We start from the raw sequence: 20,928 nt of genomic DNA, 5'->3' as shown, positions 1-20,928 counted from the left end.
GCCCTTTAAAAATGAAAATTCAATTACTTACGACGCCACGTTGTGCCTTCTGGACCATCTTCCAGAACAATGCCCATTTCGGTCAGCTTGTCACGAGCCATATCTGCATTCGCCCAATCTTTCGCAGCACGAGAGTCGTTACGCAGCTTGATCAGAGCTTCGATTTCAGCCACTTCATCATCGTTACCCGCATCACCTTTTAGGAAGGCTTCAGGATCTTGGTGAAGAATACCGATCACGTCAGCTAGTTCACGCATTAGCGCACCTAGCTCGCTCGCTTTCTCTAGGTTTTCTGTCTTCAGGCGGTTAACTTCGCGCGCCATGTCGAACAGAACTGAGTACGCTTCTGGTGTATTGAAGTCATCGTTCATCGCTGCTGTAAAGCGAGATACGTACTCTTCACCACCAGCAGGAGCAGCATTTAGATCCAAACCACGTAGAGATGTGTACAGGCGCTCAAGCGAAGCACGTGCTTGGTTTAGGTTATCTTCGCTGTAGTTTAACTGGCTACGGTAGTGACCAGACATTAGGAAGTAACGCACTGTTTCAGCATCGTAGTGACCAAGAACGTCACGGATAGTAAAGAAGTTACCTAGAGATTTAGACATCTTCTCACGGTCTACCATTACCATGCCGCTGTGCATCCATGTGTTCACGTATTGTGTATCGTGTGCACAGCATGATTGTGCGATTTCATTTTCATGGTGTGGGAACTGAAGGTCAGAACCACCGCCGTGAATGTCGAAGTGGTTACCTAGGATTGAAGAGTTCATTGCTGAACACTCAATGTGCCAACCTGGACGACCAGGCCCCCATGGTGACTCCCACGTTGGTTCACCCGGCTTAGACATCTTCCAAAGTACAAAGTCTAGAGGGCTGCGTTTTGCTGTTTCGATATCAACGCGCGCGCCAGCTTGAAGCTGATCAAGGTCTTGCTTAGAAAGCTTGCCGTATTCGTTGAACTTACCCACTTCAAACATTACGTCACCGTTATCTGCAACGTATGCAAAACCGCGCTCGATTAGCTTCTCAACCAATTCGATGATTTCAGCAATAAACTGTGTCGCACGAGGTTCAACGTCCGGACGTTTCATGTTCAGCGCATCAAAATCAGCGTGCATTTCACCAATCAAACGCTCAGTCAATGAATCGCAAGACTCACCATTTTCTGCAGCACGTTTGATGATCTTATCGTCGATATCTGTGATGTTACGTACAAACGTCAGATCATAGCCCAAATAGCGAAGGTAACGTGATACAACGTCAAAAGAGACGAAAGTACGACCGTGACCAATGTGACAGAGATCGTAGATGGTAACTCCACAGACATACATACCGACTTTGCCAGCTGTAATTGGTTTGAATTCCTCTTTCTGTCTTGTGAGTGTGTTATATATCTTTAACATGATCTCTATCTATGATTGTGAATGAATAAAAGAAGATGAGTATATCAACTCCAACCTAGTTAGGTAATAGCAATTAACCGATAAAACGATAATCGGCTAAACTTCAAGCACAAAACGAAGAATTTCCTCTTCCTGAGTTTTTAAAGCACTAGAACTTAGGCTAGAATCTCGGGCTCAACACAACACAGTAAAGGAAAGTAGCATGATCACCCTTCACACTAATTTTGGTGACATCAAGATTCAACTAAACGAAGAGAAAGCGCCAGAGACAAGCGCAAACTTCCTTCAGTACTGCCGCGACGGTTTCTACGACAACACGCTTTTCCACCGTGTTATTGACGGCTTCATGATCCAAGGTGGTGGTATGGAGTCTGGTCTACGTGAAAAAGCGACTCGTGCACCTATCAAGAACGAAGCAAACAACGGCCTAAGCAACAAAGTGGGTACACTTGCTATGGCACGTACTATGGAGCCGCATTCAGCAAGCTCTCAGTTCTTCATCAACGTAAACAACAACACATTCCTAGACTTCCGTAGCGAAAGCCTAGATGGTTGGGGTTACTGTGTGTTCGGTGAAGTAATCGAAGGCATGGACATCGTAAATAAGATCAAAGGCGTTAGCACTGGTTCTTACGGCATGCACCAAGACGTACCTCTAGAAGACGTAGTAATCACTGGTACAACAATTGAAGAGTAATTCTTAGGAATTATTTTTAAAAGATAAGTTAATGGGGAGGCATAGCTTCCCCTTATTTCTATGACGACATTATTTATTTCCGATCTTCACCTTACCCCATCACGTCCTGATATCACGGAATGTTTTGTGACGTTCATGCGAACAGAAGCAACAAAAGCTGATGCACTTTATGTACTCGGCGATCTGTTTGAGTTCTGGATTGGTGACGATGACAACACCCCTTTTGCAGACCAAATCCGTGCAGAATTTAAAGCACTGACGGATGCGGGTGTGCCAACTTTTTTCATCCAAGGCAATCGAGATTTTTTACTCGGCAAACGCTTTTGCAAAGAAACCGGTATGACATTACTCGACGATGTCTGCACGATTGATCTTTATGGTCAAAAAGCTGTAATCCTACATGGCGATACGCTCTGCATTGACGATGTGAAATACCAAGAGTTTAGAAAAACCGTTCACAAGCCATGGCTACAATGGTTGTTTAACCGTATTCCTTGGTTCATTAAGAAGAAAATTGTCTCAAAAGTTCAATCCGATATTCGTGATGATAAAATGAGCAAGTCATTAGATATCATGGACGTTAACCAAAATGAGGTCGAGAAAGTGATGTCTCAGAACTGCGTCAACATAATGATTCATGGTCACACACATCGCCCGAACACACATTTTTTTGACGTCGATGGCATTAAAAAGACCCGAATTGTTTTAGGGGATTGGTATACGCAAGGCTCAGTTTTAAAAGTAAATTCTGATAGTTTTGACCTGCAAACGAGACCGTTCATACAGAATTTGCGTTAAGCATGTAGAGCGTGTAGAAGATTCACGCTCAAGTCGTAGATATTTTGTAAAAAATCGCTATTATCATAATACTAAGTTAAACAGAACGAAGTACCTAATTGAAGTATTCTTACGTAGCTCGCCAACCGATTCTGGATAGAGAAAAACGAACCATAGGTTACGAACTCCTCTTTCGAGACGGCCCTAAAAATACCTTCCCTGAAGTAGAACCAGAGCTGGCTACTAGTCGACTGCTATCCGATCATTTTTTGTCGACGCATTACAACACATTAGGAAACAAACTTGGCTTTGTTAACTTTCCGCATCAAAGCTTGGTGAACTTGGTCCCAACTTTGTTTCCTAAAGAATCTCTCGTCATTGAAGTCCTTGAAGACTGCGAACCGACAGAAGAACTGTTAGAAGCCATCAAGCACCTTCATGAGTGCGGATACAAAATTGCTCTGGATGATTTTGTTCCGACGAAAGCTTGGAAGCGTTTTCTTCCATACGTTTCCATGATCAAGTTTGATATTAGACTTGTGCCGATCAAGAAAGCTGCCATTTTTATTCAGGCGTTGAGCCCATTTAAAATCGACTTTCTTGCGGAAAAGGTAGAGACCTATGAAGAGTTCGAGCAAGCTCTAGAAGCCGGTTTTAACTATTTTCAAGGGTATTTTTTTAGCAAACCTGAGATGATCCAGAAAAAACGGTTGAACCCCGCGTTTCTTACCGTCATCCAACTTTGTAAAGAGATTGCTGATAAGCCCATCGACTTCAATGAGGTTGAACGTCTGTTTTCGATTGATGTAACGCTGTCATACAAGCTGCTTACTTACGTAAATTCAGGATATACATTAACGACTAAGATCAAATCGTTCAGACAGGCGCTTATTTATCTGGGTGAAGAGCGACTACGACGCTTTATTTCCTTAGTTGCAATTGCGTCCGTTCAAGAAGATAAACCTGACTCTCTTTACTCTTTAGCGATTCAGCGTGCACGAATGTGTGAACTGTTACTTAGTCAAATGAACACTAGGTATGACCCTGGGCAGGCTTTTTTGACAGGCATGTTTTCTTTACTCGGATCTTTGCTCGATCAACCGCTCTCGGATGTCATTGAAGATATCCCCGTTGACGAAGATATAAAACTCGCATTAACCAGTCGAAAAGGCGTACTTGGTCACTTACTTTCGATGACGATCGCCTACGAACAAGCGGACTGGGAGTTAGCCGAGCGATATTGCACCGTTCTTAAATTAACCGAACCTCAATTAGCGGACGCTTTTAATCAATCGACGGAATGGGCTCAAGAACTGCTGTCTCAAACGCCCTAAATCGCTATAATGCCTCACCTCCAGCCTCGCAATTGTGGGGTTGTTTGTTTTTACCGCTTAATTAATCGAGATTTCATTTTATGGCTTCTTCTTGCCCTTGCGGATCTAACCGCACCTACCAACAGTGTTGTGAAACTGCCCACAATAACCATGCTGACGTTACCACTCCGGAGCAGTTAATGCGCTCTCGTTACAGTGCGCATGTGCTAGGTCTGGTAGATTACGTGGTGAACACGTACCACCCAAGCTGTAATGCAGAAGAGCAACGTGAAGGCATTGCCCAATCTATCGACAGCGATTGGTGCAAACTTGAGGTAGTAAAAGCTGAAGCGGGTTGTAACGAGAATGAAGGTTTTGTTGAATTCAACGCTTACTTTGATGAAGACGGCAAACGCTACTGTATGACAGAACGTTCTCGCTTCGTAAAAGAAAATGGGCTTTGGTACTACATTGACGGCACATTTCCTGAAGAAGAGCCAGAAGAAGAACCAGAACAGGATCCACGATTGAGCCAGCCAGTGAGTAGCCTAAAGCTAGGTCGTAACGATCCGTGTATCTGCGGAAGCGGTAAGAAGTTTAAGAAGTGTTGTGGGTAAAGGCATCCACGCCTAGCTTATTGAGTTCGCTTTAATGAGATTCCTGACCTCACCTAAGCTCGTCGGAATAACGTGAATATATGTACCTGTTTGAAGTAAATAACTCTACTGCAAGCACCATTAGAAAATATACCGTCATTCTGAACGGCGAGGAACGAGTGTGATTCAGAATCTAATCGCTACTAGCACTGTTGCCGGTTTTTACCCCGAATCAAGAACACTAAATTAAAAAAGCCCCTAGGCTCGAGAGCATAGGGGCTTTCACTTATCTATAGCAAGCTTACTTATGACGCTCTTTCAGTTTGTTCACTACGTCATTCATCGATAAGCCTTGGTCTTGAAGCAATACCATTAAGTGATAAATCAAATCTGCTGATTCACACACTAACTCCTCCTTATCGCCCGACGTCGCCGCAAGCGCGACTTCAACGCCTTCTTCGCCCACTTTTTGCGAAATACGCTTGGTGCCACGGGCATAAAGACTGGCAGTATAAGAGGAATCTGCGTCGGCACTCTTGCGGGCAGCCAATAGCTGCTCAAGTTGATGAAGCCACACCATTTGTGACTCCTCTTGAGGGTCCACATCCCAGCAAGTTGTGTTACCCAAGTGACACGTAGGGCCAATGGGATTTACCTTCACCAGTAGCGTATCGTTGTCACAATCGAGCTGCATGTTCACCAATTGCAATACGTTGCCAGAGGTCTCACCTTTCGTCCAAAGACGTTGCTTGGTACGAGAGAAAAACGTCACTTGACCTGTTTCGCCCGTTTTTGCCAACGCATCTTGGTTCATGTAACCCATCATCAGCACTTGGCTTGATTGGAAATCTTGTACGATGGCAGGTACCAGACCATCCACCTTTTCCCAGTTGATTCGCTCAGCTAGCGAACTTACTTCGGCGGCTTTCACACTCATAGTCGTACCTCAATGCCTTGTTGTTTCAAATACTGCTTTAGTTCACCAATATTGATGACTTGCTTGTGGAATACCGATGCGGCAAGCGCGCCATCCACATTTGCTTTTTGGTAGGCTTCTGCGAAGTGCTCCATGGCACCTGCACCACCCGATGCAATCAATGGCACGTTACACACTTCACGCACCATATTAAGTTGTTCAAGATCGTAGCCATTACGCACGCCATCTTGGTTCATCATGTTCAGTACGATTTCACCAGCGCCGCGTTTTTGTACTTCTTGCACCCAATCACGCGTTTCCCATTGAGTTGCTTTGGTGCGTTCTTCATCGCCAGTAAACTGGTAAACCTGATACTTGCCGGTCTCTTTGTCGTAGTATGAATCGATACCAACGACGATACATTGCACACCAAACTTATCAGCAAGGTCAGTAATCAGTTGCGGGTTCGCCAATGCAGGTGAGTTGATAGACACTTTGTCTGCACCAAACTCAAGAATGCGCGCCGCGTCTTCCGCTGATTTAATGCCACCAGCCACACAGAACGGGATATCAATCACTTCTGCAACGCGAGCGACCCAACTTTTATCGACGACACGACCATCACTTGAAGCGGTAATATCGTAGAACACAAGCTCGTCAGCGCCTTCTTCTGCATAACGCTGTGCCAGAGGAACGATGTCGCCAATGATTTCGTGGTTACGGAACTGAACGCCCTTCACCACTTGTCCATCACGAACATCAAGACATGGAATTATTCGCTTTGCCAGCATGCAAACGCCTCCTCTGCTGTGAACTTACCATCTAACAATGCACGACCAACAATCACACCAGCCACACCGCTGCCTTTTAGCGCTTCGATATCTGCTAATGAGCCAATGCCACCTGAAGATTGAAACTGCACTTGTGGGTACTGTTTGCATAGGTCAACGTAAAGCTCTACGTTTGAGCCTTCTAGCGTACCGTCACGAGAAATGTCCGTGCAAAGCACGTGTTGTAGACCTACCGTTAGGTAATCGTTGATCAGAGCTTCGATGGTCACGCCTGAGTCTTCTTGCCAACCAGAGATCGCTACTTTACGTGTGCCGTCTTGGTCGATGTTGATGTCTAACGCAAGAACGATTTTCTCTGCGCCGTATTTTTCCATCCAACCTTTCACAAGCTCTGGTTGTTTTACTGCTGTAGAACCAACAACAACACGCTGAGCACCAGCTTCTAGCAGATCAATCACGTCTTGCTCTGTACGTACACCGCCACCAATTTGGATCTTTGCTGGTGTGCTTGCTAGTAGTTTTGCAATCAAATCAAGCTGGCGTGCTGTTGTGTCTTTCGCGCCAGTTAAATCCACCAAGTGCAGCCAGTTAGCGCCTGCTTGATGGTACAAGTTGAACTGCTCTGCCGGGTCGACTTTGTACTCGGTTACTTGGCCGTAATCACCTTGATAAAGGCGAACCACCTGTCCTTCAATTAAATCAAGAGCTGGAATAATCACACTAAATCCCTTTTATAATTCTAAGAAGTTTTGAATAAGCTTCGCACCCGCTTTTGAAGAACGCTCAGGGTGGAATTGCACGCCGTAATAGTTACCGCTTTGTACTGCTGCTGTGAATGGGTTGCCGTATTCACATTCCGCAATCGTGTAATCCCCAACTGGCATCGCAAAGCTGTGCACGAAGTAGAAATACTCTCCTTCTTCAATACCTTTGAAAAGTGGATTACCTGCTTTCGCAGACACTGTATTCCAACCCATATGCGGCAGTGGCAAATCGCCAGTTTGTAGTAGCTTCACTTCGCCATCACAAACTCCAAGACACTCAACCAACTCGTCGGCTTTCTGCCCTTTCTCTTGAGACACTTTGCCCAACAGTTGCATACCTAAACAGATACCTAACAACGGCTTTTCTACCTGTTTTACCAAGCTGATAAGATCGCGTTCTTCTAGGTTCTTCATCGCTTCGCTGGCGGTTCCCACACCCGGTAGGAATAGCTTATCTGCGGATAATACGACTTGCGGATCTTTTGAAATCGTTACGTCATAGCCTAGGCGTTCAATGGCAAACTTCACCGAAGAAACGTTGGCACAGCCAGTATCGATAATGACAACTTTCTGTTCTGTCACTGTTTTTCTCCTTGCTAACGTTAGCCTTAAAGCACGCCTTTACTACTTGGTAGCTCAGTGCCTTCTACTTTGATTGCTTGGCGTAACGTACGACCAAACGCTTTAAATAGACTTTCAATGATGTGGTGATCATTGTTGCCCGCAGAAGAAAGGTGCAACGTACACGCTAATGTGTCAGTCAGAGAGCGGAAGAAGTGAACCACCATCTCTGTTGAAAGATCACCCACTTGCTCACGACTAAACTGCGCGTCGAACTTAAGGTAAGGACGACCTGATAGGTCTAGTGCGCATTGCGCCAAACACTCATCCATTGGCAAGCTAAAGCCAAAGCGACCAATACCACGCTTGTCACCCAGTGCTTCTTTCAACGCTTGACCTAACGCAAGAGCGGTATCTTCCACTGTGTGGTGATCATCAATGTGCAGGTCACCTTCTACTTTGCACACCATCTGGAACCCGCCGTGTGTCGCGATTTGATCCAGCATGTGGTCGAAGAAGCCAAGACCAGTAGAGATGTCATTGCCGCCTTGTTCGTCAAGATTAACGAATACTTTGATGTCCGTTTCTTTTGTGGTGCGAACCACTTCAGCAACGCGTGCCTTCACCGTGAGATCTTTCAGGATCTGTTTCCAACCCATGGTTTCTGGGTTGTATTGAATGCCACGAATTGCCATGTTTTCTGCAAGTTGAAGATCAGTTTGACGATCGCCAATCACAACAGAATTTTGGAAATCCACTTTGCCACCTTGAAGGTACTCTTTTACCAAGCCCAATTTAGGCTTACGGCAAGAGCAGTTATCTTCATCAAAGTGAGGACAAATCAGCACATCATCAAACTTCACACCTTGAGATTCAAAGATCTCCATCATCATGTTGTGTGGTGCATCAAAATCTTCTTGTGGGTAGCTGTCGGTACCCAAACCATCTTGGTTCGTGACCATCACTAGACGGTATCCTGCATCCTGCAACGACAACAGGCTTGGGATAACAAATGGCTCTAGCTTTAGTTTGTCTAAACGGTCTACTTGAAAATCAATCGGCGGCTCGACAATTAAGGTGCCATCACGATCAATAAAAAGGATTTTTTGTTGTTTGCTCACTCGAACTTCCTTATTGCTATTCTTTTGGCGCTCCCGCTATTGAGCGAGAGCGATAAATTCTGTCTCTATTTATGCGTAGTAGTTTCTGATAAATCCAAGCGTTTTTTCGCACTCGTCACGGTTACCCACACTGATACGCACACAATTTTCAATTGGCGAGTTACGCAAAATAATGCCCGTATCCCAAGCCGCTTTGAAAAGGTCATCGCCATCTGGGAATTTCACCAATAGGTAGTTCCCCCACCCTTCAAACACTTCCAAGCCCGGAATCATTGAAAGGCCAACTTGCAAGTAAGCACGGTTTGCATTCAAATCGAGAACTTGAAACTTCGCTCGTGCTAAACCAGCTTCCGAAAGCGCCTGAGTCGCAATTTCTGCCACTGGAACTGGGACTGGGTAAGGTGCGATAACTTTAAGAAGTACATTAATAAGCTCTTCGTTCGCAAGCGTAAATCCACAACGCAGACCTGCAAGCGCAAAAGCTTTCGACAGAGTACGCAGAATCGCAAGATTCGGGTATTGCGCCAGTAGGTCTACCGTTGACGCTTCTGGACAAAAATCGATGTACGCTTCATCCATCACCACGATTGCACGGTCTTTTGTCATCTCAAGCAGAGACACAATGTCCTCACGCTTAACCAAGTTACCCGTTGGGTTGTTTGGCGAACATACAAAAACCAGTTTCACGTTATCCAGATTAGCTTCGATGCCTGCAAGGTCTAGTTGCCAATCTGACGTTAGCGGCACGGTTTTGCGCTCTACACCGATGGTTTCTGCACTGATGGCGTACATACCGTAAGTTGGTGGGCAGTAAAGAATCGCATCTTCACCCGGCTCACAGAATGCACGAATTAATAACTCAATACCTTCGTCTGCGCCGCGAGAAGTCAGTGTTTGTTCTGGTTTCACACCCGCATACGCTGCGTAAGCGGAAATCAGTTCTTTCGGTTGGCATTCGCTGTAACGATTAAGACGAGCAAAGTCTGTTTTGTATTCATTGTTAAATGGTGATTCGTTGGCATTTAGCCATACGTCACCCGTACCACCGATTCGGCGAGCCGACATATAAGGGGTAAGCTGTTGGACTTGTTTACGCGCTAGCTTTTCCATCTCATTACTCTCTTATTCTTTCTTACTTGCTAATTTTTCTACGCGGATAGTAACAGCACGTTTGTGAGCGTCCAGACCTTCTGCTTCAGCCATCGTGACTACCGTTGGTGCAAGGTTCTTTAAACCATCAGCAGAAAGCTCCTGAACCGTCATTCGTTTAGAGAAATCCGCCAAACCTAAGCTTGAATAAGTACGTGTATAACCGTAAGTAGGAAGGACGTGGTTAGTCCCCGATGCGTAATCTCCCGCAGATTCAGGCGACCAATCCCCAAGGAAGATAGAACCTGCGTTATCTAATAGAGGTAGAAGCTCACGAGGGTTCTTAGTCTGAACAATCAAGTGCTCAGGACCGTAGTAATTGGAAATAGAAACTGACTGCGTCATCGACTCGGAAATAATGATCAAGCTTGATGCCAGAGCCTTTTCTGCGATGTCTGCACGAGATAGCTCCTTAAGCTGACGTTGAACCGCATCCGTCACTTGATCAGCAATCACAGGAGAAGGAGTCACCAATACCACTTGAGAATCAGGACCGTGTTCTGCTTGGCTCAAAAGATCCGCAGCGATAAAGTCTGCATCTGCGGTTTCATCTGCAATCACTAACACTTCTGATGGCCCTGCTGGCATATCAATCGCAGCACCGCGGAAATCATTGCTAACCTGTCGTTTTGCTTCGGTCACGTAAGCGTTGCCCGGACCAAAGATCTTATCTACTTTCGATACAGTCTCGGTGCCATAAGCCATTGCAGCAACTGCTTGGCCACCACCGACGTTGTACACTTCATCAATGCCACACAGTTTCGCGACATAAAGGATCTCATCTGCGATTGGCGGTGGAGAACAAAGAACGACTTTACGACAACCTGCAATTTTTGCAGGAACGCCGAGCATCAAAACAGTCGATGGCAAAGGCGCACTGCCACCCGGAATGTACAAACCCACTTTTTGAATTGGGCGTGTTACTTGTTCACAAAGGACACCTGGCTGGGTTTCCACCTTGATCGGTTGCGGCTTTTGCGCTTTGTGGAACTTAGAAATATTGGCGTAAGCTTGCTCTAATGCGCTCTTCATTGACTCTGACAAACGCTCTGACGCTGCCTTAATTTCCTGAGAAGAAACACGAATGGATTCAGGCTTAACACGGTCAAACTTTTCGGTCAGCTCAATAAGAGCAGAGTCACCTTCTTCTCGAACTTTAGCAATAACTTCGGCCACAGCAGTGGTGATATTGGCACCTTCTGCAATAGCAGGGCGCTCCAAAATAGAGTCTTGCTGATTCTCACTTAATGATTGCCAAACGACTGTTCTCATGATGCTTACTCCATCATTTTTTCAATTGGTAGAACGAGAATTGAACTAGCACCCAACTCTTTCAGCTGTTCCATTGTTTCCCAGAACAGGTTTTCAGAACTCACTAAGTGAACAGCCATTTTCTGCTTATCTGCAGAAAGAGGAAGAACAGTTGGGTCTTCAGCACCTGGCAGTAGTGCTTTAATTTGATCTAACTTCTCTGCTGGGGCGTGAAGCATAATGTACTTAGATTCTTTCGCTTGCTGCACGCCTTGCATGCGAGTTAACAGCTTTTCGATTAGCGCCACTTTGTCTGCGTCGAACTCACCTGTGCGTTGAATCAATGTCGCTTTTGATTTGAAGATAATTTCAGCTTCTTTAAGGCCGTTCGCTTCCAGTGTTGCACCTGTAGAAACCAAATCAGCGATAGCATCAGCGAGACCCGCGCGAGGCGCAACTTCTACAGAGCCTGTCAGCATACATGTAGAGAATGGAACGCCGGCTTCATCCATGTACGCTTTTAGAAGTTGAGGATACGTTGTAGCAATACGCTTGCCAGCTAAGTCTTGTGGACCGTTGTACTCTTCGTCCTTGTCGATTGCGATAGATAAACGACAGCCACCAAAATCAAGTCGACGAAGCTGAACAAACTCGCAGGGTTCACCTAATGCTTTGCGGTCAAGGCGAACTTCTTCTAGTTCATTTTCGCCAATAAAGCCAAGGTCAACCACGCCATCCATAATTAAACCTGGGATGTCGTCGTCACGAACCAAGAGTAAATCAATTGGCATATTTTCAGAATGGACAACTAAACGCTCGCCCATTACGTTGAACTTTACGCCGCACTGTTTTAGTAGAGCTTGACTCTCTTTGCTAAGACGACCTTTTTTCTGAATTGCGATTCTTAAACGTTGTGTTTGCATTGCTTTGTCCCTATGCAAGATTTTGATATCTAAGTATTTTTCAAACTAATAAAACTAAAAAACCCTCGGGAGATTGAAGTCTCCCGAGGGTTTAAAATCTGCTTTTACTTTGATTTTACCTCCGGGAGTTTCCTGCCTCCCGGGTATGCGTACATCGCCCGAAAGACTAGATTGGGTGATGATGGTGATGAATGTTCATTACAAAATTACGCATACTTATTTCAAGGCTCTTCTCATTTGCTTTGTTACCAACCACACTAACCAAGCTGATTACTTTTTTCAACCCTTAATTTTAAAAAAATTCGAATTGTATAATACAAATAAAAAAGGAGGCCGAAGCCTCCTACAATTTCACCTTTTAAATCAGTGAATTACGCACTCTGGCAAGACGCTATTTTAGACTTTGAAAGCCATGACAAAATAGCGCAAACGATAACGAATGTTATCGACGCTGCAATGAACGAGAACGCAATTGAAGCAGTCATACCAAGGGCAATAAAGCCGACGCATGAAACAAGCGCGACTGATAATGCATAAGGTAACTGTGTTGATACGTGGTCAATGTGGTTACAACGTGCACCCGTCGATGACAGGATAGTCGTATCTGAGATTGGTGAACAATGGTCACCGAATACCGCACCAGCTAAAACCGCACTCAGCATCGGTAGCATTAGCGCTACATCTGTTGCGCCAGCCATATCACCCGCGATTGGTAGCATGATGCCGAACGTACCCCATGAAGTACCTGTTGAGAACGCCATCAGGCCAGACAACAAGAATAGGATAACTGGTAGCCAGTGCGGGTTAATGTTGCCCTGCGCCATTGTCGAAAGGTAAGTACCAGTCTTCATATCACCGATAACAGAACCAATGGTCCAGGCAAATACTAAGATTAGAATCGCACCAAACATAGACTTAGCACCAATCCAAAGTGTACGTGCGATCTCAGCCATTGGTAGACCTTGCTTCACAACAGTAAACAGTGCAACTGCTAAGCCAAGCAAGCTACCGTAGATTAGTGATGTACCTACATCTGTATTTTCAAAAGCACCAAGAAGCGCAAACTCCTTACCATCAGCAGCCAATGCTTGGCCACCCGTGTAAAGCATTGAAGCGATAGTCGCGATAATCAGCGTCACGATAGGAAGTATCAAATCTGACACTTTACCCTTTTCACTTTCACGGATATCTAGCTCTTCGTTTAGGTCATGCGCTTCTTGCGAGTCATTTTCTTTGTCTTTATCAAAGCCACGACCTTGCGATGCAGAGATCTCATGCTCACGCATTTTACCAATATCAAGACCAAACCACGCAACAGCGAACACCATTAGCAGCGCAAAAACGGCGTAGAAGTTCATTGGAATAAGACGAACATATGCGCCAAGAGCCGAATACTCTGTGATCCCATGTGAGACTAAGATCCCGCCAATAATAGTAATAATGTAAGCACCCCAGCTAGAAGCAGGCATAATTACACACATTGGAGCAGCGGTTGAGTCTAGAATGTACGCAAGCTTAGCGCGAGACACATAAAAGCGATCGGTTACTGGGCGAGAGATCGCACCAACAGCAAGGCTATTAAAGTAATCATCGACAAAAATGAATACGCCTAAAAAGGCGGCAAGAAGTTTGGAGCCGCGTTTACTCTTCACTCGAGATTGTGCCCATTCAGCAAAAGCACGAGTACCGCCAGATAGCGTTAATAAAGCTGTTGTCATACCTAATAAGATTAGGAAACCAACAATGCTCATGTTCCAAGTGTTAATTCCGCCATCTTCAATAAAGACAGAAGAAACTTGAGAACTGACGTAACCTGCGGTGTCGCTGATAGACCAGCTATTAAGTAGCACCGCACCTAGCACGATACCTACACCCAAGGAAACTAATACACGTCGAGTCAAAATCGCCAAAGTCAAAGCGACAATAGGTGGCAATAATGAAACAGGAGAACTAGAAAAATCTATTAAATTCATGATCTTCAAAAACCAAAGTTTGGCTAGAGATCTACTGCAGACAAGTCACGTAGCATACGATACGTGCTCATGTTGAACTTAGCGACAGGGAAGCGAACACTCCACCCAACCCTACAGTAGCGCTCCATAGTTTAATGTGAATATATACTATGGCAGTGTTGTTCCTTTCAGATACAACCCCAGCAAGTAACTTTGATGAGTTACTTACTTCGGCAATCTTCGCCTTCCACTATTATTCATTGGCATCACCCCAATAATAGCTACTCTTCGAGACCGCGCCTCTACGGCAACAACAAACAATTAACCACTAACTGTATAAATTAACAACAAATTGTCTGCAATATTGCATCAGGTGGCAGCCATTGTACTTATGATGAGAGTCAATGCAACACATCAAACTAAATTAAACAAATAAATAATGACTGAGATAATTTATAAACCTTGCCTACTTCCATAAGTTTTGTGCAACTGAAATCACATCAATCATGTTATTTATGAAACATTATTACTACCTTAGAAATATCATGGTTTATCTTATATCAATAAATTAAGGATATATGACACAGCATTAAAGATGGATGCTTCATATTTTTAAGTAATAACTCAAATTTTTTTATAAAAAACCAAGCTGTCACTCTCTCTATACAATAATGATTGTTGATTTTAGTTCTCATCTAATAATGATTTATTTCGAGTGTAATAATATTAATTGCTTTAAAAAATAGTCAAATTTAAACAAAATCTTGATTTAGCATTTGCACATAAGGAAAAGATAAAGTTAAATATAAGGACTCTTTGTTTATTTATAGATTGGCATTATTTAATCGTAACGATAAAAAGTGCCCAACACATTAACCTTTTAATAGGAATCGTTATGTCAGAGCTGACTAAAACCCTTCTAAATATCCGTAGCCTTCGTGCATTTTCTCGTGAGCTGACTCTAGAACAATTGGAAGAAGCTCTAGATAAACTCACTACTGTCGTAGATGAGCGTCGTGAAGCAGAAGAAGCAGAACGCGCAGCACAAGCAGAGCAAGAAGCTAAGCTTGCAGAGATTGCTGAGAAAATCGCTCAAGACGGTATTGATGTAGAAGCACTTATTACTGCGCTATCTGGCGAAACTAAGACGAAAGGCAAAGCGAAGCGCGCACCTCGCCCTGCTAAATACAAATACACAGATTCAAACGGTAATGAGAAAACTTGGACTGGCCAAGGTCGTACACCTTCGGCGATTCAAGAGCAACTTGATGCAGGTAAATCTCTGGATGAGTTCCTAATCTAGATCCGTGCTATTTTTAAAAGGCTCCCATAGGGAGCCTTTTTTATTTAAACCATTACAAATAAAAAAGGCACATTTCTTAATGCGCCTTTTACTTTAGTTACAGAATAGTTAATTAAACCGCTTCGTATTAACGTTCCCAGTATGCTTCTTCTAGGCTATCTTCTCGCTCAGGAAGTCCGCGCGACAATCGTGGTGAATGTTGCACGAGAACTTCGTAGCTCGCACGGTTTGCGTATTTGCAGACTTGAGAAAAAGAAGAGTAAGTTAAATACTCGTTACTGTGCTTGCTTGAATTAGGCACATTTTCTTTATGGTATTTATTTGCTGCCATATCATGAAGAACAGCAGATAACGCGGCATCACCTGCGCCATTTGTATTCTTAATTTTTTCTGGACCACCCATATATGGCGAGATATGCGAGTACACTTTTATTGGCGTCTCGCATGAGTCTTTTTTCGCCGGACGACTAAATTCATAACGATTAAATTCAGCAATTGACCCTGGAAGTAATGGCAAAGAAGTTTCGCGCTTCGCGCTATCTTCCGTATACCCAGCCATAAATAGACCTACAGGACCCGCCGTGCACAATACTAAATCAGCCCACTCCAATGTTTTATCAGACGCAGCAAGTGGATCAGATTCCCCCGTCAGTGCTTCTGCTTCATCTTCATTCATCGCAACGACTGAAACGTTATCTCGAATGAATTCTTGCCAATATTTAGGGTCATCTTGAATAACAAACTTTGTGCCTAAAGTCAGAACAACAGGCACATCATTCTTTTTCGCGTACTCAATCGCTTTCATTGTTGCTTCCGGCATTGGGTCGCCGTCTTTGCAACGTACTAGATATGACGTCAGTACAAGTGCTGATGCATTTTTAAAGATTTTCTCTGGAATGCTATCAGGATGGAGTTGGTTCATTTGCCCTTCGCTGATAGCAAAAGTACGTTCGCCGTCTTCTGTGATAAGAGCAAAACAACGGCCAATTGCACCATCTACACCTTGTAGGTAGTTCAAGTCCATGCGGCTTGATGTATTACAAAGATAACGGTAACCGTAGCTGCCAATCTTAATATCCTGGCTCATCACTCCAAGTAGTGTGGAGCGATCATCCGCTAGCACGGAGTAGTTATGTAGCGTGTTACCAATGGTACCGCCCGCATACTCATTGGTAATCAAGTTCTCTTCTTTCAGTTGCTGGTATAACTCTTCTGCTCTTTCGTCATCGATAACCAAAGAGTGACCTTTACTCAGACCGTACTTTTCAATCACATCCGTTGTAACTTTTGCTTCAATATCAACCAAGGTTTGGTCAATACCAATGATGTGAGTGCGCGTCATCTTCTTGCTTTCTTGTGCTTGGCTCACCAGCGGGTCACGAGCATGAACAGGAAAATAGTGCTTCGATTTGCGTTGTCCAGGAAATTTCATATTGTCAGTCTGAGTAAGGGGATGAAAAGGAGAGCGGATTCTATACCGCTAATAATAAAGCAGCAATAAAAGCGATTATAGCAAACGTTTGCTGACAGCTTTTTTCTTTTAGGTGGCTTATTCACCTTCCATAAAGCTGAGATCTGGTAGTTGCTCAAGGTGCTCGCTATAACGCTTTAGGTTGAACTCACCTTCATTCTTCATTACATCAAAAATCTCAATTGACATCGCACATGCCATCATCGCAACCGCATCTTCACGTGGTGTGCCAGTCATCATTAAACGCATAAGGGTTTCTTTTACTTTAAGCGGGTTGCCATCTTCGAGCTGATTTTCAACAATTTCAATCAACTCACTTTCTTGCATAAATTGGTTTTCTTCTGTCATTTGGTGTTTCCTCTTGGATTTTGGCCAACTATGCCATATATACCTCTTCTATACTTGCGAAATTACTCGTTCGAATCTTTGTTGAAGAAAAATCCAGCGAAACGAATTGTGATTTCGATCTCGGATCTGTCACCGGTCTGTGGATTCTGATAGAATCTGCATCCCGTTTATTTAAGTGGTGTTTAGTAATGTCTGATAACAGCCAAAAGAAAGTCATCGTCGGTATGTCCGGCGGCGTTGATTCATCTGTTTCCGCGTATCTTCTAAAGCAGCAAGGCTACCAAGTAGAAGGCCTTTTCATGAAGAACTGGGAAGAAGATGACAACGAAGAATATTGTACAGCGGCAGAAGATCTTGCTGACGCTCAGGCAGTATGTGACAAGCTAGGCATCCACCTACACACTATCAACTTTGCTGCCGAATACTGGGATAACGTATTTGAGTACTTCCTTGCTGAATACAAAGCGGGCCGTACTCCGAACCCTGACATTCTTTGTAACAAAGAAATCAAGTTCAAAGCATTCCTAGAATTCGCTGATGAAGTACTTGATGCTGATTACATTGCAATGGGCCACTATGTGCGTCGCTCTTTCCCAGAAAACGGTGAAAAACCACAAATGTTACGTGGTCTAGATGGCAACAAAGATCAAAGCTACTTCCTGTACACATTAAGCAACGAGCAAATCGCACGTAGCCTATTCCCTGTTGGTGACCTAGAGAAACCAGAAGTACGCCGCATTGCGGAAGAGCAAGACCTAATTACTGCTAAGAAGAAAGATTCAACTGGTATTTGTTTCATCGGTGAACGCAAGTTTACGGAATTCCTAGGTCGCTACCTTCCAGCTCAGCCTGGTAATATCGAGACTCCAGAAGGCGAAGTGATTGGTCAACACCAAGGCCTGATGTACCACACACTTGGTCAGCGTAAAGGTCTACACATCGGTGGCCGTAAAGGCGGCGGTGGTAACGAGGACCCATGGTTCGTTGGTGAGAAAGATCTAGAACGTAACGTTTTGATTGCTGTTCAAGGTAAAGACCATCCAATGTTGAAATCAGAAGGTCTACTTGCATCACAACTTCATTGGGTAGATCGTGAGCCAATTCGCGATGTTATGAAGTGCACAGTGAAAACTCGTTACCGTCAGGAAGATATTCCTTGTACAATCATCCCTATCGATGATGAAAACATTAAAGTTATCTTTGACGAGCCACAAATTGCTGTAACTCCAGGTCAATCAGCAGTGTTCTACAAAGGTGACGTGTGCCTAGGTGGCGGCATCATCGAGCAACGCATTAAATATTCTCAAGCTTAGGAGTCGTTACGTGGCGAATACACTTTATGACCGTACTATCGCTTTCGCTGGGATTTGCCAAGCTGTTGCTTTAGTTCAACAGGTAGCGAGAAACGGACATTGTGATCAAGATGCTTTTGAAACATCAATCAACGCTATTTTGAGCACGAACCCTGCTAACACAGTTGGCGTATTCGGTCGCGAAGCCGATCTAAAGCTCGGCCTAGAATGCTTGGTTAAAGGGATTGATAGCACACCATCAGGCAGTGAAATTACTCGTTACATTATTAGTTTAATGGCGTTAGAGCGTAAGTTAAGCTCTCGTAACGATGCTATGTCTCAGCTTGGTGATCGTATTCAAATGGCCAAGCGTCAGTCAGAGCACTTTGAGCTACTAGACGATCAAATGATCAGCAATTTAGCGAGCATCTATCTGGATGTCGTTAGCCCTATTGGCCCACGCATTCAAGTAACGGGCACGCCATCTGTACTGCAGCAGACGGCAAGCCAACACAAAGTTCGTGCGCTGTTGTTATCTGGCATTCGTAGTGCAGTTCTTTGGCGTCAAGTTGGTGGTAAGCGTCGCCACCTAATCTTCGGGCGCAAGAAGATGGTAGAGCAAGCACAAATCCTTCTTGCTCGTCTGTAGTAAAATATCAAATAAGCAGCTCGCGTTTATCGCGAGCTCATTTTTTTCGACTAAAACAAATCCCGCGCAAACGTTTGCGCAATATTCGTGACAATTGCCACAGTTATTGGTATAAAGCTCACGAAATTTAGAAACCCAATTCAGGAGAACATCATGGAACTGTCAGCATTGACTGCTGTTTCACCAGTAGACGGCCGTTACGGAAGCAAAACAATTGCGTTACGCGAAATTTTCAGTGAATACGGTCTACTAAAATACCGTACTATCGTTGAAATCCGCTGGCTACAAAAGCTTGCTGCTACTGCTGAAATTGCAGAAGTGCCAGCGTTTAGCGCAGAAGCAAACCAATTCCTAGACGACCTTGCTGCAAACTTCTCTGAAGAAGATGCACGCCGTATCAAAGAGATCGAGCGTACAACTAACCACGACGTAAAAGCGGTTGAGTACTTCCTAAAAGAGAAAGTAGCAGACGTTCCTGAACTGCACGCAGTAAACGAGTTCTTCCACTTCGCATGTACTTCTGAAGACATCAACAACACATCACACGCTCTAATGCTTAAAGAAGCGCGTGAGAACGTGATTCTTCCAGAAATCCGTAACCTAATCGACGCTATCAAAGCACTAGCAGTGGAATACCGCGACATTCCTCTTCTATCTCGTACACACGGTCAGCCTGCTTCTCCATCTACTATGGGTAAAGAAATGGCAAACGTGGCGTACCGTATGGAGCGTCAATTCAAGCAAATCGAAAACGTTGAGATCCTAGCGAAAATCAACGGTGCAGTAGGTAACTACAACGCACACCTTTCTGCTTACCCAGAGCTAGATTGGCACAAGTTCTCTGAAGAGTTCATCACAGAGTCTCTAGGCGTAACTTGGAACCCTTACACAACTCAAATCGAACCGCACGATTACATCGCTGAGCTGTTCGACGCTATCGCTCGTTTCAACACTATCCTGATTGACTTCGACCGTGACGTTTGGGGTTACATTGCACTAGGCCACTTCAAGCAAAAAACTATTGCTGGTGAGATCGGTTCTTCAACAATGCCTCACAAAGTTAACCCAATCGACTTTGAAAACTCAGAAGGTAACCTAGGTCTTGCGAACGCTGTATTCGGCCACCTAGCACAGAAACTGCCTATCTCTCGTTGGCAACGTGACCTAACTGACTCAACGGTTCTACGTAACCTTGGTGTTGGTGTTGGCTACGCTATCATCGCTTACACTTCGACACTTAAAGGCATCAGCAAGCTAGAAGTAAACCGTGAAGCCCTTCTTGCTGAACTAGACAAGAACTGGGAAGTACTAGCTGAGCCAGTACAAACCGTTATGCGTCGTTACGGCATCGAGAAGCCATACGAGAAGCTGAAAGAGCTAACTCGTGGTAAGCGTGTAGACGGCGAAACAATGCGTAACTTCATCGACGGTCTTGAGCTTCCTGAGCACGAGAAAGCACGTCTGAAAGAGATGACACCAGCGAACTATATCGGTCAAGCAATCGAGCTGACAGATAAGCTGTAATACTCCTGTAACGACCAGATACTTAAAAGGTTGACGCGAAAGCATCAACCTTTTTTAGTTAGGAGAGTTAGGTCGGGAGAAAATAATTTTAGTTATATGGAATGGATTATTAATTGAAGATCAG

Annotated in this window: 20 protein-coding genes, 1 riboswitch and 1 other annotated feature; of the genes, 8 read left to right on the top strand and 12 right to left on the bottom strand. The window is 44.4% G+C overall.

Going from position 1 to position 20,928, the window contains the following annotated elements; all coding sequences use genetic code 11:
• Nucleotides 1-23: 23 nt before the first annotated feature.
• Entirely contained in the window at nucleotides 24-1,406 is a 1,383-nt protein-coding gene (cysS, locus tag R7Z50_RS04600; protein WP_005378155.1) for a cysteine--tRNA ligase, read from the bottom strand.
• A gap of 202 nt (nucleotides 1,407-1,608) precedes the next feature.
• On the opposite strand from cysS, the gene R7Z50_RS04595 reads away from it, so the two are divergent.
• The 4 genes from R7Z50_RS04595 (at nucleotide 1,609) to R7Z50_RS04580 (ending at nucleotide 4,810) form a co-directional block, all read left to right on the top strand.
• The gene (locus R7Z50_RS04595) at nucleotides 1,609-2,103 is read left to right on the top strand and encodes a peptidylprolyl isomerase (RefSeq protein ID WP_005378156.1); all 495 of its coding nucleotides are present in this window, start codon (nucleotides 1,609-1,611) and stop codon (nucleotides 2,101-2,103) included.
• A gap of 60 nt (nucleotides 2,104-2,163) precedes the next feature.
• Nucleotides 2,164-2,901 carry a UDP-2,3-diacylglucosamine diphosphatase gene (lpxH, locus tag R7Z50_RS04590; RefSeq protein WP_005378157.1) on the top strand — a complete coding sequence of 246 codons (738 nt, stop codon included), beginning with the start codon at nucleotides 2,164-2,166 and terminating at the stop codon, nucleotides 2,899-2,901.
• Between the two features lie 98 nt (nucleotides 2,902-2,999).
• Entirely contained in the window at nucleotides 3,000-4,214 is a 1,215-nt protein-coding gene (locus R7Z50_RS04585) for an EAL and HDOD domain-containing protein (RefSeq protein WP_005378158.1), read from the top strand.
• An 80-nt stretch (nucleotides 4,215-4,294) separates the two neighbouring features.
• Nucleotides 4,295-4,810, top strand: coding sequence for a YchJ family protein (locus R7Z50_RS04580; protein WP_206969761.1), 516 nt, complete (start codon nucleotides 4,295-4,297; stop codon nucleotides 4,808-4,810).
• Nucleotides 4,811-5,090: 280 nt separating this feature from the next.
• On the opposite strand, the gene hisIE is transcribed toward R7Z50_RS04580, so the two are convergent.
• The 9 genes from hisIE to tet(35) all read right to left on the bottom strand — a co-directional run bounded on the left by hisIE (nucleotide 5,091) and on the right by tet(35) (nucleotide 14,238).
• On the bottom strand, nucleotides 5,091-5,726 hold the full coding sequence (gene hisIE, locus R7Z50_RS04575) for a bifunctional phosphoribosyl-AMP cyclohydrolase/phosphoribosyl-ATP diphosphatase HisIE (protein WP_318148914.1): 636 nt from the start codon (nucleotides 5,724-5,726) through the stop codon (nucleotides 5,091-5,093).
• Nucleotides 5,723-6,496 carry an imidazole glycerol phosphate synthase subunit HisF gene (hisF, locus tag R7Z50_RS04570; RefSeq protein WP_318148913.1) on the bottom strand — a complete coding sequence of 258 codons (774 nt, stop codon included), beginning with the start codon at nucleotides 6,494-6,496 and terminating at the stop codon, nucleotides 5,723-5,725. The genes hisIE and hisF overlap by 4 nt, the downstream gene beginning before the upstream one ends.
• Nucleotides 6,478-7,215 carry a 1-(5-phosphoribosyl)-5-[(5-phosphoribosylamino)methylideneamino]imidazole-4-carboxamide isomerase gene (gene hisA / locus R7Z50_RS04565; RefSeq protein ID WP_318084175.1) on the bottom strand — a complete coding sequence of 246 codons (738 nt, stop codon included), beginning with the start codon at nucleotides 7,213-7,215 and terminating at the stop codon, nucleotides 6,478-6,480. Before hisA ends, hisF begins: the two co-directional genes overlap by 19 nt.
• 12 nt (nucleotides 7,216-7,227) lie before the next feature.
• Nucleotides 7,228-7,842, bottom strand: coding sequence for an imidazole glycerol phosphate synthase subunit HisH (gene hisH, locus R7Z50_RS04560; RefSeq protein ID WP_318148912.1), 615 nt, complete (start codon nucleotides 7,840-7,842; stop codon nucleotides 7,228-7,230).
• A gap of 26 nt (nucleotides 7,843-7,868) precedes the next feature.
• Complete coding sequence (gene hisB / locus R7Z50_RS04555) at nucleotides 7,869-8,942, bottom strand: bifunctional histidinol-phosphatase/imidazoleglycerol-phosphate dehydratase HisB (protein ID WP_033905090.1); 1,074 nt, start codon at nucleotides 8,940-8,942, stop codon at nucleotides 7,869-7,871.
• Nucleotides 8,943-9,011: 69 nt separating this feature from the next.
• Nucleotides 9,012-10,052: a histidinol-phosphate transaminase gene (hisC, locus tag R7Z50_RS04550; protein WP_017634689.1), complete on the bottom strand. Its 1,041-nt coding sequence runs from the start codon at nucleotides 10,050-10,052 to the stop codon at nucleotides 9,012-9,014.
• 12 nt (nucleotides 10,053-10,064) lie between these two features.
• On the bottom strand, nucleotides 10,065-11,363 hold the full coding sequence (gene hisD, locus R7Z50_RS04545; protein WP_054575132.1) for a histidinol dehydrogenase: 1,299 nt from the start codon (nucleotides 11,361-11,363) through the stop codon (nucleotides 10,065-10,067).
• A 5-nt stretch (nucleotides 11,364-11,368) separates the two neighbouring features.
• A complete protein-coding gene (gene hisG, locus R7Z50_RS04540) occupies nucleotides 11,369-12,265 on the bottom strand; it encodes an ATP phosphoribosyltransferase (RefSeq protein WP_005378180.1) in 897 nt (298 codons plus the stop codon).
• 53 nt (nucleotides 12,266-12,318) lie between these two features.
• Nucleotides 12,319-12,456: a sequence feature (His leader region), on the bottom strand.
• A 180-nt stretch (nucleotides 12,457-12,636) separates the two neighbouring features.
• Complete coding sequence (gene tet(35), locus R7Z50_RS04535) at nucleotides 12,637-14,238, bottom strand: tetracycline efflux Na+/H+ antiporter family transporter Tet(35) (protein WP_005378182.1); 1,602 nt, start codon at nucleotides 14,236-14,238, stop codon at nucleotides 12,637-12,639.
• Between the two features lie 109 nt (nucleotides 14,239-14,347).
• Nucleotides 14,348-14,530: riboswitch (Lysine riboswitch) on the bottom strand.
• Nucleotides 14,531-15,112: 582 nt separating this feature from the next.
• On the opposite strand from tet(35), the gene R7Z50_RS04530 reads away from it, so the two are divergent.
• On the top strand, nucleotides 15,113-15,520 hold the full coding sequence (locus tag R7Z50_RS04530; RefSeq protein ID WP_005378185.1) for an H-NS family nucleoid-associated regulatory protein: 408 nt from the start codon (nucleotides 15,113-15,115) through the stop codon (nucleotides 15,518-15,520).
• Between the two features lie 127 nt (nucleotides 15,521-15,647).
• Here R7Z50_RS04530 and R7Z50_RS04525 read toward each other — a convergent pair whose 3' ends face one another.
• Both R7Z50_RS04525 and R7Z50_RS04520 read right to left on the bottom strand, forming a co-directional pair.
• Nucleotides 15,648-16,952, bottom strand: a complete 1,305-nt coding sequence (locus R7Z50_RS04525; RefSeq protein WP_005378187.1) for an inosine/guanosine kinase — start codon at nucleotides 16,950-16,952, stop codon at nucleotides 15,648-15,650.
• Nucleotides 16,953-17,069: 117 nt separating this feature from the next.
• Nucleotides 17,070-17,339, bottom strand: coding sequence for a hypothetical protein (locus tag R7Z50_RS04520; protein WP_005378190.1), 270 nt, complete (start codon nucleotides 17,337-17,339; stop codon nucleotides 17,070-17,072).
• 188 nt (nucleotides 17,340-17,527) lie between these two features.
• Here R7Z50_RS04520 and mnmA point away from each other — a divergent pair, with 188 nt between their 5' ends.
• The 3 genes from mnmA (at nucleotide 17,528) to purB (ending at nucleotide 20,804) form a co-directional block, all read left to right on the top strand.
• Nucleotides 17,528-18,652 carry a tRNA 2-thiouridine(34) synthase MnmA gene (gene mnmA / locus R7Z50_RS04515; RefSeq protein ID WP_005378192.1) on the top strand — a complete coding sequence of 375 codons (1,125 nt, stop codon included), beginning with the start codon at nucleotides 17,528-17,530 and terminating at the stop codon, nucleotides 18,650-18,652.
• A gap of 10 nt (nucleotides 18,653-18,662) precedes the next feature.
• Nucleotides 18,663-19,280: a high frequency lysogenization protein HflD gene (gene hflD / locus R7Z50_RS04510; protein WP_005378194.1), complete on the top strand. Its 618-nt coding sequence runs from the start codon at nucleotides 18,663-18,665 to the stop codon at nucleotides 19,278-19,280.
• Between the two features lie 153 nt (nucleotides 19,281-19,433).
• Nucleotides 19,434-20,804: an adenylosuccinate lyase gene (gene purB, locus R7Z50_RS04505; RefSeq protein WP_206969751.1), complete on the top strand. Its 1,371-nt coding sequence runs from the start codon at nucleotides 19,434-19,436 to the stop codon at nucleotides 20,802-20,804.
• Nucleotides 20,805-20,928: the final 124 nt, after the last annotated feature.

It is taken from the genome of Vibrio sp. 1249-1 (assembly GCF_033340495.1).
Note: the sequence above shows the minus strand (reverse complement) of the source record. Positions and strands in the feature narration are given on the sequence as shown.

Coding starts and splice junctions, on each gene's coding strand:
- cysS (WP_005378155.1), bottom strand. CDS start 1,406: ATGTTAAAGATATATAACACACTCACAAGACAGAAAGAGGAATTCAAA.
- R7Z50_RS04595 (WP_005378156.1), top strand. CDS start 1,609: ATGATCACCCTTCACACTAATTTTGGTGACATCAAGATTCAACTAAAC.
- lpxH (WP_005378157.1), top strand. CDS start 2,164: ATGACGACATTATTTATTTCCGATCTTCACCTTACCCCATCACGTCCT.
- R7Z50_RS04580 (WP_206969761.1), top strand. CDS start 4,295: ATGGCTTCTTCTTGCCCTTGCGGATCTAACCGCACCTACCAACAGTGT.
- hisIE (WP_318148914.1), bottom strand. CDS start 5,726: ATGAGTGTGAAAGCCGCCGAAGTAAGTTCGCTAGCTGAGCGAATCAAC.
- hisF (WP_318148913.1), bottom strand. CDS start 6,496: ATGCTGGCAAAGCGAATAATTCCATGTCTTGATGTTCGTGATGGACAA.
- hisC (WP_017634689.1), bottom strand. CDS start 10,052: ATGGAAAAGCTAGCGCGTAAACAAGTCCAACAGCTTACCCCTTATATG.
- hisD (WP_054575132.1), bottom strand. CDS start 11,363: ATGAGAACAGTCGTTTGGCAATCATTAAGTGAGAATCAGCAAGACTCT.
- hisG (WP_005378180.1), bottom strand. CDS start 12,265: ATGCAAACACAACGTTTAAGAATCGCAATTCAGAAAAAAGGTCGTCTT.
- R7Z50_RS04530 (WP_005378185.1), top strand. CDS start 15,113: ATGTCAGAGCTGACTAAAACCCTTCTAAATATCCGTAGCCTTCGTGCA.
- R7Z50_RS04525 (WP_005378187.1), bottom strand. CDS start 16,952: ATGAAATTTCCTGGACAACGCAAATCGAAGCACTATTTTCCTGTTCAT.
- R7Z50_RS04520 (WP_005378190.1), bottom strand. CDS start 17,339: ATGACAGAAGAAAACCAATTTATGCAAGAAAGTGAGTTGATTGAAATT.
- mnmA (WP_005378192.1), top strand. CDS start 17,528: ATGTCTGATAACAGCCAAAAGAAAGTCATCGTCGGTATGTCCGGCGGC.
- purB (WP_206969751.1), top strand. CDS start 19,434: ATGGAACTGTCAGCATTGACTGCTGTTTCACCAGTAGACGGCCGTTAC.